At 39.5% G+C, this 16028-nt stretch carries 8 protein-coding genes; 3 read left to right on the forward strand and 5 right to left on the reverse strand.

Annotated elements, in window-relative coordinates; genetic code table 11:
- Positions 1-15: 15 nt before the first annotated feature.
- Entirely contained in the window at positions 16-645 is a 630-nt protein-coding gene (locus KHS79_RS15465; RefSeq protein WP_212720133.1) for a PilZ domain-containing protein, read from the forward strand.
- Between the two features lie 40 nt (positions 646-685).
- Here KHS79_RS15465 and KHS79_RS15470 read toward each other — a convergent pair whose 3' ends face one another.
- Positions 686-2125 (reverse strand): alanine/glycine:cation symporter family protein, encoded by a 1440-nt coding sequence (locus KHS79_RS15470; RefSeq protein ID WP_212720135.1) that lies wholly within the window; start codon positions 2123-2125, stop codon positions 686-688.
- Positions 2126-2922: 797 nt separating this feature from the next.
- Here KHS79_RS15470 and KHS79_RS15475 point away from each other — a divergent pair.
- Positions 2923-3957: a DUF4062 domain-containing protein gene (locus KHS79_RS15475; RefSeq protein ID WP_212720137.1), complete on the forward strand. Its 1035-nt coding sequence runs from the start codon at positions 2923-2925 to the stop codon at positions 3955-3957.
- A gap of 93 nt (positions 3958-4050) precedes the next feature.
- Here the strand turns inward: KHS79_RS15475 and KHS79_RS15480 are convergent, their stop codons facing one another.
- Together KHS79_RS15480 and KHS79_RS15485 are read right to left on the reverse strand one after the other, a co-directional pair.
- Positions 4051-5961 (reverse strand): MFS transporter, encoded by a 1911-nt coding sequence (locus KHS79_RS15480; protein ID WP_212720139.1) that lies wholly within the window; start codon positions 5959-5961, stop codon positions 4051-4053.
- 3 nt (positions 5962-5964) lie between these two features.
- The gene (locus KHS79_RS15485; RefSeq protein WP_094786170.1) at positions 5965-6567 is read right to left on the reverse strand and encodes a TetR/AcrR family transcriptional regulator; all 603 of its coding nucleotides are present in this window, start codon (positions 6565-6567) and stop codon (positions 5965-5967) included.
- 392 nt (positions 6568-6959) lie between these two features.
- Here KHS79_RS15485 and KHS79_RS15490 point away from each other — a divergent pair, with 392 nt between their 5' ends.
- Positions 6960-7946: a class I SAM-dependent methyltransferase gene (locus tag KHS79_RS15490; protein ID WP_212720141.1), complete on the forward strand. Its 987-nt coding sequence runs from the start codon at positions 6960-6962 to the stop codon at positions 7944-7946.
- Positions 7947-8150: 204 nt separating this feature from the next.
- Here KHS79_RS15490 and KHS79_RS15495 read toward each other — a convergent pair whose 3' ends face one another.
- Both KHS79_RS15495 and KHS79_RS15500 read right to left on the reverse strand, forming a co-directional pair.
- Complete coding sequence (locus KHS79_RS15495; protein WP_094786171.1) at positions 8151-8534, reverse strand: hypothetical protein; 384 nt, start codon at positions 8532-8534, stop codon at positions 8151-8153.
- A gap of 124 nt (positions 8535-8658) precedes the next feature.
- Complete coding sequence (locus tag KHS79_RS15500; protein WP_212720143.1) at positions 8659-15150, reverse strand: AvrE-family type 3 secretion system effector; 6492 nt, start codon at positions 15148-15150, stop codon at positions 8659-8661.
- Positions 15151-16028 lie beyond the last annotated feature (878 nt).

Consider the following 16028-nt stretch of genomic DNA (forward strand, 5'->3'; position numbering starts at 1 on the left):
AAGGGTCAGCCCATTATGAGTGAGGATAGACGTCGCTATTTTCGAGTTACAGATCGAGTGGGATTTCGCTATCGAGTACTTACAGAGGAAGAGTGGCAGGATTTTGTAGAAAATGGTGCTACTGAAGCGTTACAACAAAACCACGGGCTGTTTAGCCATAACCTAGATCTTAAAATAGGTCAGGCAATCTCAAGTTTGAGGAAAGTTTGTGAGGAGGCTGCAACGGTCGCCTGGCTACTGAATCAAAAAGTTGAGGAGCTAGTAGAGCAGCTTCAAGCGCAAGGCGTTGTGAGTAATTTTGCTGTGCAGTCGGTGAATATTAGTGCTTGTGGTATAGCCCTGTATCATGAAGAGGGTATTCCTATTGGCTCAAAGTTATTGTTAGAGATTGTACTCAGGCCTGAAGATAAGTATGTGACAACTCTGGCTGAGGTAGTGATTTGTAGTTTTGATGCACAGCACAACCGGTACTTACTAAGGCTGGCATTTATTGAGACCGATGAAGCAGGAAAGGAAGCCCTGATACAACATGTTGTCAAACGACAAAGTGCAATTTTACAAGAGCAAGGACGCACAGGGCTTGAAAAAGATATGTTTGATGTTGAAGGCGGAGAGGACGGTGATATGCCGTCCTCAGAAAGTTAAGTTACATCAGTAGTTACTTTTTTATATGCAATGATACTTGTTATTTACTCGTATCATCCCATACATCTTTATCCATTGTTTTATCAAGGAATGGGAATTTTTTCCGATCAAAAACAGGCTCTACCCCCATTTTCACTTGCTCTTTAAAGTCCTTAACGACTTTAAGCACAATGCCAGATAGCAGGAGAAGAGTAACTAAGTTCACCAGTGCCATTGCACTCATTGAAACATCCGCAAAAGAGAACAGGACAGGTAGTTCAGCAACAGGGCCGACAATAAGGATGGCCAATACCAGCAAGCGATAAAACATCAAAAGCAGCTTATTTTGCTTCATTAACATCAAGTTTGTTTCACCGTAGTAATAATTAGTGATGATTGATGTAAATGCGAAAAGTAAGATAGCTATTGCCACAAAAATAGGGCCGAAGTCACCAACGTGGGTATGTAAGGCAGACTGTGTTAACGTGATACCTTCCATTTGAGAAGAAGGATCAAGTTGGCCTGAAAGCAAAATGATGAAAGCAGTTGCACTACAGATAATGATGGTATCTACAAATACACCAACCATGGAGATTAGGCCTTGAGTAGCTGGGTGGTGTGGATACGGGGTTGCTGTAGCCGCGGCATTGGGTGAACTTCCTAATCCTGCTTCATTTGAGAAAAGTCCACGCTGAACGCCCTGCTGGATAGCTGACTTGACAGCGTAACCCATCCCGCCACCTATGGCGCTTTCTAAACCAAATGCATGGCTGATGATTAACGAAAAGACTTTAGGCAGCTCTGCCGCGTTAAATGCAACAACGCCCAATGCTACGACAATGTAGGCTAAAGCCATAAAAGGCACAACGACTTCAGCAAAACGAGCAATAGAGCGAATACCTCCAAAGATAATCATTGAGGCAACGACTGCAATGACAAGCCCCATGTATTTTTGGTCAATATTGAAGGCTGTTTCAACTGCTTCTGCAATGGACTTTGATTGAATCGCGTTGAATGCAAAACCAAAAGTAATAACAAGGCAAATTGAGAAAATAATACTTAACCAGCGTTGACCGAGCCCCTTTTCTATGTAGTAGGCAGGACCTCCGCGGTAGGTACCATCATGATCATTGGTTTTATAAATTTGAGCTAATGTATTCTCAATACAGCTAGTAGCCATACCAAGTAAAGCAATTAGCCACATCCAGAAGATGGCGCCAGGTCCACCTACCGATAATGCTGCGGCTACACCCGCTAAATTCCCAGTACCAACACGTGCCGCAAGGCTGGTGCAGAATGCCTGAAATGATGAAATATGGTCGCGATCAACTTGGCGGCTTTTAACCAGTGACTTAGCTGCGTAGCCAAATAAACGAAACTGTATAAAACCTGAGCGTAGTGTAAATAATATCCCCGCACCAATAAGCACATAGATCAATATGTTGCCCGAAATAAAGCTATTTGCTGCATTAAGCAGCGATGTGATAGCAGTTGTATCCATAGAAATACCTTTGGTTGTTACTGTTATATTCTCGCCTTCTCATCAATGCTGAAAAATCAACCTGGCTGAAGCATAATGCTCAAAGTACTGATTTAAAGCAGTATTTATACGTAGTGACAATGAAGGGGAAATGTGACTACAGAGGCTAGGTTGTTGATTTTTTGACAAATATTCAGGGAATTAGCTTGCCAGGAAATTTCTACAGATTGCTGTGGCTGTTCACACTTCCAGGCCTTATATTATGAAGCATGTAATAATAAGTGCGGTTGTACCGATTTCTCTTGTTGGCAAACATAGCGATGATGAAAATTTAATCATTCAATGAGGTTTGTCATATTTTTGTAACATAATCCTCCTGTTTCTGTTGTGGCACAAATTTATTAAAATAACCTGACTGTTCAATATTGTACTCTAGTAGCTTTAATGCAAAAAGCATGATGTTACAATCATTTTATATAATTGTATGGAATAACAAAAAAGATCGTATGCACTTTTTGTAGCTGTAACACTGTTGAAGCCAGGGTTTTCGGTCCGCAGTGAACAAGTGAAGGCTGCATTCGGGGTGGTATGTTGTTCTTTCAAGGCATGATATAAAGGAATAAAAGAAAAAATCATGCACAGAAATGCGTAATAAGCTAACTGTTTTAGTTTCATATGAATGAAAGGGAGTACTTATGGGTCTAATACCTTAGCCAATAAGTCAGTAACGTTTTCAGGGCTTTATCGCTATACTTGTTTAACACTGGCAAAAATGCTGACTTTATAGGTTTTTTTGCCGTTAGTATGTTGTAGACGGAATGTCGTTATTGAAACGCTATCAAATATTTATTAGCTCCACATATCGTGATTTGGTTGAGGAACGCCAAGCGTTAGTCAATGCCTTGCTTTGCCTGGGGTGCATACCTGTTGGGCCTGAGTTTCTTCCTGGGTTTAGAAATCCTGATCAGGATAATTGGCCTCATGTCCGACGTGCAATTGACCAGAGTGATTATATTGTTTTGGTTTCTGGGGGCCGTTATGGCTCTTTAACGCGAAGTGGTATTAGCTATCTTCACCGAGAATATACTTATGCACATACGCTGCGTAAGCCAATTTTATGCCTGGTAAGAGATTTAAAAGCACCATTAGCGGCGAACAAAAAAGAAGTAACCGCTGAAGGGGTTGCGCGTTTGCGTGTTTTTAGAGAGTCTTTGCAGAAGCACAATAATTATTCTTGGGATACCTCGGAGACACTAGTTTCTCTTTTAAGGCAGCACTTGCCTGCGTTTATAGAGCAAACACCTGCACCTGGGTGGATAAGGGCTGCTGATGTTAGTGAAATCCAAACAGAGAAGCAGGTAGATTTACGAAAGCAGTTAGCGGATTTGCAAGAAGTGAAACATGCTCTTCAGCATTTATCACCTTCTCAATCAAATTCAATTAATGCCTTGCAGGAACTTGTTGAGCTTTCATTTGCGTGCAATATCTATATCGAAGGAAACTGTAAACTTATTACTTCTAAAGCAACGTTAATATGGCAGGATGTTTTTAATGCATTTGCTATAGATTTAGATAACAGTGCTTCAGAAGATAAGATTAAAGAGTCATTAGCTCAGTTTTTGGCTGAGCGTTATACGCGCCATATCCATGAAGCTTATGAAGATGCTCATGCGGTCAGTAGCTTCCAGTTTACGGATACCTCGCTGCGTATGATTCGATTGCATTTACGGCGAATGGGTTTGATTCGGAAAGACACTCTTCACTCTAATCGCAGTCGAGCTGTTTGGCAGTTAACGCCTTTAGGACGAAAAGTGCTTGAGGATCTTCGGCAACATACTGCAGTTAATAATTAGTAATCTCAGTGGAAGACAACAGCTTTTGTACACTGACTGCAGTATGTTTTCGCTAGTATGATTAATGGTTTTTTGTGTAGCAATTGTTGTTTCTTAAGCGTTCTCTCCTCTAAGCTGTGCTACTTCTTGATATAATTTTTCAGCACTAGCTTCTTCTGCGGGAATAGGGTGTCCAGTAACAAGTCTGATTTTGGACCAAAAGCGTCTAGGTCGTTTAGCCATGGCTGGGCCACCGTGATGACTGAAAAAGCTACCCCACAAGCCTTGCAGTGCCATAGGAACCACAGGAACAGGTGTGCGACTGAGAATTTTTTCAATGCCCCGTTTAAAGGGGTTAATGTCACCTGTTTTAGTTAATTTACCTTCTGGAAAAATACAAACTACATTGCCTTGCTCAAGCTCTTCGGCAATTCGGTCAAAAGAATGATTAAAGCTGGCAGGATGTTTAGCTTTAGCGGTGATGGGAATGGCTTTAGCTACTCTAAAAATGAAGTTAAGCACTGGTAAGTCGTAAATAGGTTTGTCCATGACAAAACGAATAGGCCGACGACATGCACCAGCAATCAGTAAAGCGTCTACATAGCTAACATGGTTACAGACGATAACGGCAGGTCCTGTTTCAGGTATTCGATCCAGGTTAAGCGATTTGACGCGGTACATTGAATGACTGAGCAAGTAAATCAAAAAGCGCATAGTAAACTCTGGGACTACGGAGAATACATAAATTGCAACTAAACCATTGGAAAGCGCTAAAATTAAGAAAAACTGTGGGATGCTGAGTTTAAGTAAACCCATTGAGATGATGGCGCAAATGCCACTTACCAACATAAATAATGCATTTAAAATATTGTTTGCGGCAATGACTCGAGCACGATAGGCTTCATTAGTTCTCGACTGTATCATTGCATATAGTGGAACAATAAATAATCCCCCAAAAAAGCCAATCAGAGCTAAATCAATAAGTACTCTTAAGTTAGCTGAAATACTAAAAAAGCTAATAATGGTAATTTCTTCTAGATTATGTGGGGGAAGGGCGTAGCTAGCCAGAAATAAGTCAATACCAAAGATGGTTAAGCCTATACTGCCAAGTGGCACAATACCTAACTCAATTTTGTGGCCTGACAGTCGATCACAGCTAAGTGAGCCTAAAGCAATGCCAATTGAAAATGAGGCAAGTAAGCAGGTCCAAATGTTGGGGTTACCGTTGATCACGAAACTTGTAAAATTTGGTAGTTGTGTTAGATACGCTATACCTAAAAACCAAAACCAACTAATCGCTAAAATAGATAAATATACGGCTCTAGTCTCTCTTGCGTAGCGTAGTGTACGAAATGTTTGGGTAATTGGATTCCAGTTAATATGAAGGTCAGGCACGCTTGATGGTGCAGGAGGAATGTGTTTGCTACTTAGATAGCCAAAGGTTGCAAGACCAATAATAAAGCAGGAAATCCAAGTGGTGGCAGAGGGAAGCTCTGTGAGTAAGCCGCCTAAAATTGTGCCTAGTAAAATAGCAATAAAAGTACCTAATTCAACCCATGCATTGCCAGCAACCAGTTCGGTTTCTTTTAAATGTTGAGGGATAATGGCGTATTTAACGGGACCAAAAAAGCTCGATTGGGTACCCATTAAAAACAGTACGGCTAACAAACCAATCAGGCTATTAAAGTAAAAAGCCACCGCGGCGAGCGACATAATGATAACTTCACTAAACTTAACAATTCTAATTAACTGAGACTTTTCATATTTATCGGCAAGTTGGCCTGCCGTTGCGGAAAAAATAAACAATGGCAAAATAAAAAGTACGGCTGCTAGGTTGATCAGAATATCTTTGTTGTCTGCGAAAGGTAGGCTGCTTTCGAAACGAGTTAATTGAAACCCAATTAACAAAGCAAGAGAGTTTCGAAAGACATTATCATTAAATGCCCCTAGAAACTGGGTAATAAAAAAAGGTAAAAAACGTTTACTTTTTATAAGGGCTGTTTTTTTCGCAGAGTTAGAGCTCATTGCTTATGCTCCTGACCAGGTTAATACCAGCTGATGAACAAGGTTTGTTAATAATGTTTCCACATCAGTGATACCTTCAATAAATAACTTATTATTAAGGCTAAGTGTTGTCATTCCATGCACACCGCTCCATAAAATACGAGCATTTTTTTGAATAGATTGCGGGGATGTTTCCGGGGACAAGCGAGCCAGCTCGTATTCTAACAAGTGAAAGATTCGGTCAATATTGGCTTGTTGCCACTGAGGGAGTGGTTCATTTTCAGGAAGTCTAAGTGAAAAGACCAGATTCCAGTGATTTGGCTCTTGTAGGGCAAACTGGTGATAGCTTAAAGCCATGAGTGTTAGGTTATGTTCAGCCGTATTAGAGTCTGATATGCCTCTCTGGCAGTGTAAAAACATGCGATCCATGGTTCTGGCGTTGACATGCAATAGCATATCTGCTTGATGTTTAAATACCGTGTATAAAGTACCTACAGTATACCCGATGGCTTTAGCCACCATGCGCGTACTAATTGCTTCATGATTGTGCTCATAAAGTAAGGCTTCCACTGCTTGAAGTGAAAGCTGTTGAATTTCGTCTTTAGTGTGCTGGTTACGTCTTGCCATATTAAACAGTGTTCAATTAAAGGGTGAAAGTAAACAATTAAACAGTGTTCAGAATGATAGCATGTTTTAAACAATGTTCAATTAAAAATTATCTGCGGATGGAGTGCTACACTAACATAGACGTATGTGTGTCCTTTGAACCTATTGGGTTAAGCGGGTTAGCAAGATTGTCGCGCAAAGGCGTTTGCAGCTACATACAGCAAAGGTTACTCAGTTTTAGTCTATGTTTGATAGGAAAAAATTATAAAAGGCATAGTATTTATAACTTAAATCTTTAATGTAGATGGTATAGCAATCTGTGTTGATGCAAGAAGGATTCAATAGCACAAGAGCAGTCACCAAATGACTTGTGTATAAAATGGATAGTCCAGTTTAAATAGAATAAGGACATCATGTTTATTTTAGGATTAATAATTGGGGTGGTTTTGACTTGGCTTGTCATGTCGGGGATGGCAGGCCTATTCATCAGCGTATGTCGTGGTTCGATCAATGAGCAGCGCGTAAATGGAGAATTTTTTACCCCTGAGCAATGGTTACTTAATACATCATCTGCGCCCTTGTTTACTTGGTGTAACTTTGGTTATTGGCGAAATGTCAATAACTATGTGCAAGCATGTATGAATCTTGCTGGGCTTGTTGCAGATGAGGTCCAGCTTGTTCCCAAAGATCACTTGTTTGATGCGGGTTTTCGTTCTCCTGACCAGTTGCTGGTATGGGCTGACTTGTATCAGGTTGATGCTATAAAAGCCTGTGGTTTGAATATTTGGCGTTTACAATTAGCTCGTGAACGTTGCCAAGCTTATCCCCAAGTAGAGCTGCTCTCTGGTAACCATATGCAGCTGACACAACAGGAAGATAAAAGCATTGATAAAATTGTAGCGCTAGATTGCATCTATTTTTTTTCAGATAAGCAAGCTTTTTTTGACAATGCAAGCCGTGTCTTACAGCCTAAAGGCTTAATAGGGATTACCGATATATTGCTAACTCAACCATTTAATGTGCCTTGGCAAGCTTGGCTGTTTAATCGTTTTTTAGCGATTTGTAAGATCCCAGAAGAAAATATTATTCCTGAGGCTGTCTATAAACAGAAACTTGATAAGGCTGGTTTCAGGTTAATCAGTTGTAAGGATATTACGACAGATGTCTTAGGGGGATTTTGTGACTGGGTTCAACAACAAACAAATACATTAAAAGCATCTATCGCTATGAACGTCAGGTTGCGTCTAAAAATTTTAGAATGGATTTTGCGCTGGTTAATTCAGAATAATATTATCCAGTATGTAATAATTGCAGCGGAGTTAAAAGCAGCTGATGGGGAGCAAGATGAGGATAAGGTTAATAACATTGTTACAGAAATAGTTACAGAAGATGATGCTTGAGTAGCGCTTCCTTACTGCAAACTGTTTGACATATATTGTCCTGTACTTATTTATTAATGCCAATACTATGAGCAGTAGAGACCAAAGGTGGTCTTCTACTGTGGGAAGAACAAATTAATCTATTCGATGTTTCGGCGCAACCTCTAACTATCGCAAACTATTTTTATATGCAATTTTCCTGATGGTTATGTCGCGAGGTGGTTTTTAGCCTATAGCAAAGGTGTTGATTGCCATAAGTGGTATTCTTAATAGACGAGGCACGTCGGTATCTACTTGACTTAAATAATGAACTTGGTTCAAGTGGAGATAATGCGGGGCAATATGATGTTGGCATTGATAGCTTGCTGATGCTTTAACTGATTTAAAAAATTCTTCCGTTGTCTCTGCTTTGCCGCTTAGGTCGAGAGTGACATGGTTTAGAAAACTATTTTCCAGTTCTTTTAAGTAATCTTGAAAGCTTATAGCCTGGCCCTTGATTAATAGCCCATTAATGCTGACTGTTATATTAAGGCGCATATCTTTTTGAATAAAGTTTTCAACAATTTGTAGTAAAAGTGGATCAGCCTGAATGGTAGGTTGTAGTTCCATATTAGCTCATTCCTTGATTTCGCTATTTATAGTGATATTCAAATAGTGTTAACAGGCCCTAGTTAACTTCTGTGTTGAAAAAGGTATCCAAATAAACAATAGTCATTTGGATACCTGTAAAGTATTACCTGTTAGCAGTAAGTATATTGTCAGTATTGAGCCTGTTGTAAATACTCGTCAACGTATCATATGCTGATGACTCTTCAGACATATGACTCATTGATTGGACTAACTGTTCTAGCTGCCTTGTACCCAGTTGGTCGCCATTTCCTGTAGTAATTGTAATGTGCTGATTGTCTTCCTTATCCGCCCAGTCTTTAACAATAAGCGTCTGTTGTTTACTTTGATTTAATAACACTAAATCATCATTGACTAAGTAGCCTTCTAGCTGCTCTTGTTGGAGTGACTGCCATTTAATAGCGTCTTGTTGTTTGTCAGTAGCCGAATTATCGATTACCACAACAGAGCTTTTTTCACTCATTTCAACTGTATCTTGTCCATTACCAAGGGTTAAGTATGTAAGCTGTTGATCAACAACAATGTGATCATTTCCATCACCTAAAGTGATAAAGACTTGATCGGCTAACATGCCCATCGACGATGAAAATGTTTGATGATTATTATTCCAGCTTAGCTGCTGTGTTGACAGGTTTACAGAATAATTAACATTGGCCGTGTTTAGCTGTAAATAGTTTAGTCTCAATGTGCCTTCATTATTAATTTGATAATAGTGGTTTCCAAATGATGCTTGTTCTGAGTCAGTGATTTTAACAGCAAGATGCTGATTTTCACTATTTAAGCGCCATTCTCGCAAAATAATCTGAGTGTTTTGATAATGCAGTTTTAAGTGCTTATTGGTAAATGACGTTGTTAAAGAGTGAGAACCACTGGTTAATTCAAGTATATCGGAAAGCCCATCGTCAGCTTTGTTATTGATAAAAACCTGCTGTTGGTTTCCATTGACTTGGTATAAATCCCGACCGTTCCCGCCAATGAGTCGACCACCATTTTCACCTGCATTTAATATATCATCACCAGCCCCACCAAATATTCTGTCAAAACCTGCTCCACCTACTAACCAGTTATCTTGTTCATTTCCACGAATTTCATCATTGCCTTTACTACCTTGAACTAAGTTAATCTGACTACTGAGTAAGCTGCTCACCTGTTTTCCAGAAGTAAGCTGTTGTTCTACCAAACCTGTGCGTAAATTAATGTTATACCCTGTTAGTTCCTGATGATCACTGAGTTGTACTTGATTTACGGTAAGAGGCTTGTTTTCCTCCAATGCTGAAAAGTAATAACGATTACCCTGTAAGTCCATTAATGATAAATGTTGCCAGGCACGTCCTTCATAATAATTCTCAACCGTTGCGATAGCTTGGTATTGGGATGTATCTCCCAGCTGAGCTTTTATAGTTGCAAGATGAGGATCTCGGCCTGCTATTGCTGCAGGTTGCTCAATAGTTTGATCAATAGCAGTTAACAGTGCCTGGCTAATATTTGCGGAGGGCAAACGTTGAGTAAGTAGTTTTTGCCACGCAGTAAAATAGCTTGCTTGCTCATTGTTTTGATTTTTGACACGTTGTAATTGTTGCCATAACTGTTGCCAGTGTAATGATGATTGCTGAGTTTGAATCACTAAATTTTTATCTTGCTGTATAAGCTCCAGATTATAAATATTGGTAATTATGAAATCTTCAGCAGGGTTAACAGGTAATGAAGTATTGGGTTTTTTGATATGATGATCTGCATGCCAGCGGGACTGTGTTGCAAGGGTATTTAATGAGTCATCATCAAGATAGGAAATACCGCGCTCTCTAAGACGCATCCCTGATGCATAATAATCGTCGTATAACTCCTGCCAGTTCTTTTGATAGTGATTATCATAGTTATTAATGAGGTTGCTAGACTCAGTACCTTCAATATCATCAGCTTGAATTAAGTAAGAGTCATGGCCTTGACCACCTTTAAGCTGGTTATTTCCTTTACCGCCTGCCAGTGTATCATCGCCAGCCAGACCTTCTAATATATCATCTCCCTCAAAGCCGGTAAGTGCATTATTTAAGTCATTACCTTTTATTTGGTCATTTTTTTCTGAACCTAGCACGTGTTCAATTTGGCTGATTTGAAAATTATAGGTGGCAGGGGTATCACCGGTACCTTTTGCTAAATCAATTGTTATACCATGACTGTAGCTTGAGGGACGATGACTAAAGTAACTGCGGAAGGAGATTGTATCTTCACCCTTGCCGCCGTTAAATGTTGATTTTCCGTTATCTGCATTACCTTCGCCATGACGCCATCCATTAAATTCAAACAAATCACTTTGGTTTCCACCGGTTAAATGTTTTCTACCCCAGCCATTTATTTGAAAAATATTTTTACGATTTAAATCTCCATTTGCAGCATCGTAACCTTTTCCTAGCATAAATAAGGTGGTGCCAGTGTTGCTCAAGTTTGCCTTTTCCATGACTAATGCTGCTTTAGGCTTGTGACCAAATACGAGACCTTCATTATTGTTAGGTACATGCCGTAAATATTCCTGATACTCAGCACTTGATAAGTTGTGATAGTCATGGCGATCTGCTTGAGCAATATATTTACCATAGCTGGTTTCGACATGTCCTTCACTGTAGACCAACTTATCAATGCCAGAGCGGCTTAATTGTTCAAATTGCTTACTCATTTGGTCTTGATACGCTTTGAAAACCTGATTACGAACAGCCTTATTTTGGATATCTTCAGGTACAGGGAAACCAAAGAATGTTGCAGCACCCGCTCGCCATAAATCACCCTCGCTGATACCCGCCTCGCGTAATTGTTGGGTAACACGAACTGCATTATATATTCCTTGGGCGATACCTATGGCCAGTCCAATAGCTGCACCTATGGGTCCCGCAGCAGCAGTGACTAATGATGCTAAACCGGTTGCAATAGCCACTAAACTGCTGGCGATAGCTAATGATCCATTGACGATGGCATCAACTCTGGCTTGACCTGTAGTTCTACTTGCTTCATTGAAGGAATCAACAGCACTCCAAGCAGATAACCCGGCGCCAACAAAACTGGTAAAAGCACCCGCTTTGCCTGCTGAACTAGCGAGCCGTTGAGATAAATGCTGCATATGTCGGCTATTGGCAATAAGGTCAAGAGACAAGTCTAGCGTATCAAAGCCTGTAGCAAGGCCTCCTTTAACTGCATTTTTGACATCGCCACGATTAATGGCATCCTGTATTTGGTATATTGCCCCTGGTAATTGTGCTAATTGTAAGCCCATATTGAATTTGCCGATGGTTCGAGCACTTTTCATGAGCTTTGAGTGAGAAGGTGTGTCTGGATCAGCCCTTGTCTGCTGTAATGATTCTGTTAAGTCAGACAGTAGTTTAGGGTCTGCGATATGGCGTTTTTTATTTATATTATTGATAGCACGGGTTAAGTTAGTGGCGGATAACTCATTTAAATCCCCCGATAGTTGATAACCTGTGAGAACGCCATCTTGATAATTAAATTCTACTTTGCCTAATTGTCGTTTTACGCCAAATGAAGCAGTACTTTTATATTTAGCGCCGACAAATACGTCAAAGGATGTTTGATTTTGAGTTGCAGCAGCCACTTCCAATGACTGAATACGATAATTACTTTCTTGGCTGATAATTTTCGTTAATTCATCACCAAAATTTTCACTCATTTGTGACTCATTATTAAGTAATAAGTCTTGAAGTTTAACTCTAGCGTCATCTGTTAGGCTCAGTTTGATTTTTAACTCTGTTCCTTCAGAAGCCTGTAATGCAGCAACAATAACACGAAACTTTGCATCGTCTTTTATTAGCTGCTGTAAACCGTGTACATGGCTTTCATTATTGGGAAAAAGCTGACGCCAAAAAGAGGGTTGATCAATACGATTTAAGTTGGAGTATGTTTTACTATAGCTGACTTTACTTAGTTGGCTATAACCCTTGTCAGCAAGCGTTTGCTGTTGAATTAGTAGATTAAGTTCATTAAGCTGGCTACGTAGTTGAGGTGCGATATTATCAGTTGCTAACAGTTGGTCAATTCCCTTTTGCAGTTTGGGAATAAGAATACTCACTTCATCACTGGAGTGAACGCTTTCAAGCAGTATTAAATGATTGTGTAATGAACTATTGAGCTGACTTTGGCGTTGGGTAAGTAGTTTAGTTGCTGTTTCTGACCATTTTTCCAGCTCGACCGAGTCTGCTTTAACAAAGCTCCAGTCGTATTTTTTACCACTCTTATTATCAATACCTGCTTCAAGGGCTATGTCTGTTTTAGACATACCTCCACCACCAACAGGGTCTGCTTCTGGCCCGCCACGGATTACTGTGCCAACACCTATTTCAGCCTTCGCTTTATTAACAACATTAAGACTGTTATTAGAGTGACTATGGCTGTTTTCTCCTGTTGATGTTGTCGTGCTTGACCATTCCTTAGTGCCAGATAACACATTAACCATAATTCGAGCACGTCCGCGAAAACGCAACATTTGGCTTATACCGTCAACTGGCAGCAAAGACTTGTTATCAACATTTAGGTCGGTGCCAGCACCTACATCGGCATCGAAAGCCAGCTTTCGGCCACGTTTAAACTCAAGCTTTTGGGCATAGGTCATTAACTCGAGGGGATTTGCATCTTTTTTGGTGAGGAGTTTATAGAACTGGTCGAACTCTTCTTCTGATAGTTCAAGATTTGTTTCATTGTTGAACTTGGCCCGGAAGAGAAATTTACCATAAACACCTGGTAACCTTAGCTTGGTTTGCCAATCACTACCTTCTGTGGAGGCGCTGTCACCTGTATCACCATTAAGCTCATGTGACATACCTCGACTGTAGCCTAAAAAGAGAGGAATAGTGCCATCGCGACCAACAATGACGTTGTAGCCTTTGTCGCTTCTGGAAATAATCAGTTGGTAACTGCGGTCCATACCTGAAGCTACCACAGGAATAGGGTCAAGATGATCTGGAACCCCTTTAACAACCAGTCTTGTGCCTAGGCCAAAGCCATAATTCCGCTCCAGGGACACAGACTCTCCTGGTGAAAGATCTTTAACAATCTTGTGGAGTTTTTCGATAGTACTTTTACTATCTGTTGTTTCGAGCGATGTTCCTGCTGCGACATTCACGGCATGGTGAGATTTGTTTAGCACTTTACTAAAGTACTTAAAACTGTCGTAGGCCGCTTCAAGTCGATCAAAGTTAGAAAAACCTAAATCTGCAACTTTTTTAATTGGGCTATTCGTATAATTATTTTTTATTGATTCTAGTCTGGACGAAAATTCTACAGCAGTAATTTTTCTCAGCTGAACATCTCTAAGTAAGGCGATAACTTGTTGATGCGTATTTAAATCGAGAGAAATGTCTGCATTAACTAAGCTCACATTGTCATACTGATCCCTGTTCAAGAAGTTATTTTTTGAAGAGGGTGTTTTTAAAAAAGTCTCCTTACTAACTAATAACTGAGCAATGCGTTTAACGTTTGTTATTGAGTTTTCTGTATCCTGATCGGTAAAGGTTGACCAATAATTATTCCAAATGTGTGTTAAGTTTTCTGTTGTGCTGCTAGGGTTTAATGCTGCTGTGATATGTGCTGTTTTATTGGGCTTGTAGTTTGGATTAAGGGTTCCCGCTTCTGTTAAGATACCCAGTTTTTTTTCTAAACGAGTCAGCTGCTGCTCAGAGTGACTGTATAATGAGCTTAGGAATTCTTTAGCGTCAGTAACTTGCGTGTCATTTAGTCGGTGATTATTGGGGCGGTCATCACTGCTTAACTGATTTAATAGTGTATTGATATTAACGCGGCTGGCAGCAGTATGGGACTTATTGGTAAGACTTGCATAGAGCGTTTTAGTTGCTTGGTAGAGGTTTGACAATCCTTTTCGCCCGGTCAGCTTGTGTTGCAGAAAATAGGAGAGTGTTTTTATGGGACGGGGGAAGCTATGTGAGGACCAAGGTTTACTGGGATCGATATTAATTAGGTGTGCTTTAAAGTAATTAATCAGAGGAGCAGTGAGGCTTTTAGATGCGTTGTTAGGGAAGGGGGCTGGCCCAGTTAAAACATTGTTAGAGATATCTACACTATTACCTGTTCCAGGAATGCTAACGCTAGTTTCACCTGATTTTAATCGCTGCCAGAGTGCATTGACTGAAGCAAAGGTTTCTGCCGGGTTGGATTTAAATGTCAATAAGTCTGTATAGGTTAAGTCTGTACGTTGAATGGCTTGTTGTAAATTACTGGGAGAATTATTACCTGTTGTTGATTGTGCAACTTGCCATGTAAGGCTTTGGTCATCCAACTGAAAATGGTGAATATGGTTGTTTGTATCAAGCGCGTAAATTGAGCCGGAATCTTTGGCAATAATCTGGGAAAATGAATAACTGGATTCTTGTAATATGGTATGTAAGAAGGTGAGGTCTGCAGGGTGTTTTCGTTGTCCTTCATGGTAATTGACTAAATGTATTTTTCCGTATTCGTCAAGAATCCATGTAGTGGTGTACTTATCGCTTGCCAGTTGTTGAATAGAAGTAATCTCAGCATTTATTTTAAGATCGGCAGGAATAACAAAATGATCAGGATTAATACTTTTGGCAGACCACGTCATAATTGACCTTCAAGGGTAAATAGTAAGTATAAATAGGCAATTGCAGGGTTGTGCTAAAAATAAATTCTTTCATGTTTAAAGGATAAACACTTTGCTCAAGGCTTTTTATACCCCGAATTGATGAGTAAAGAGGGGTATTAGCGGTTGTAGAAAAAATTGCATAACTCCTGCATTCTAATTTTTTAATTTTCTATTAATAGTGTGTTAATAATATGGTTTGTTTTCACTGAAATGTATTATGTTGTGCTAGTGCTGTTCGATAAAAAACGGCCTCCCAGAATTAGGGTTTATACTTTATAAAAATTAACAGTATAGTTATATTCGCGTTAATTAAATTAGGTGCATATGTCTTAATATAATAATTGGTTTTAGCAAGTACTCTGAAGTTTGTACATTGGCTTGTCTCTAGAGCTACTGTATAGAACAGTTTATAGTTAGTTGATAGTCAGTAACTGTTGACTAAAGCCGTGCTACTTTTTCTTAAATAACTTACTTCATTAAGTGAATGTTTACATCATTTTTAGGGAGTTTTATTCGTGAAACTAAAGCTATAAAAAAAATAACAGAATTTCAATACTTTTTGGTCATTAATAGACTTGTAAATCCAGATGTATCGAATTGTTAATTAGTACCTTCTTAATTAAATTGATTGGTATATTTATATAATGTGAACTAAAGATGTATAACTTGTAATAAAATTTAGCTTTTAGGCACTTTTACAAATAATGATTTTTTATAGGTTTAAAAAACACTTGGCAGAGTTTTACAGGACAATCGTATAAATACTCCTTTAAAGCGCACTTTGTCCAAAGAGTGCATAACAACTGTTGAGCTCATTGTGAGTTATTTTCTTGAGGCTTTTGTGGTAAATGGTTAAG

It is taken from the genome of Zooshikella ganghwensis (assembly GCF_018263875.1).
Lineage (GTDB): Bacteria > Pseudomonadota > Gammaproteobacteria > Pseudomonadales > Zooshikellaceae > Zooshikella > Zooshikella ganghwensis.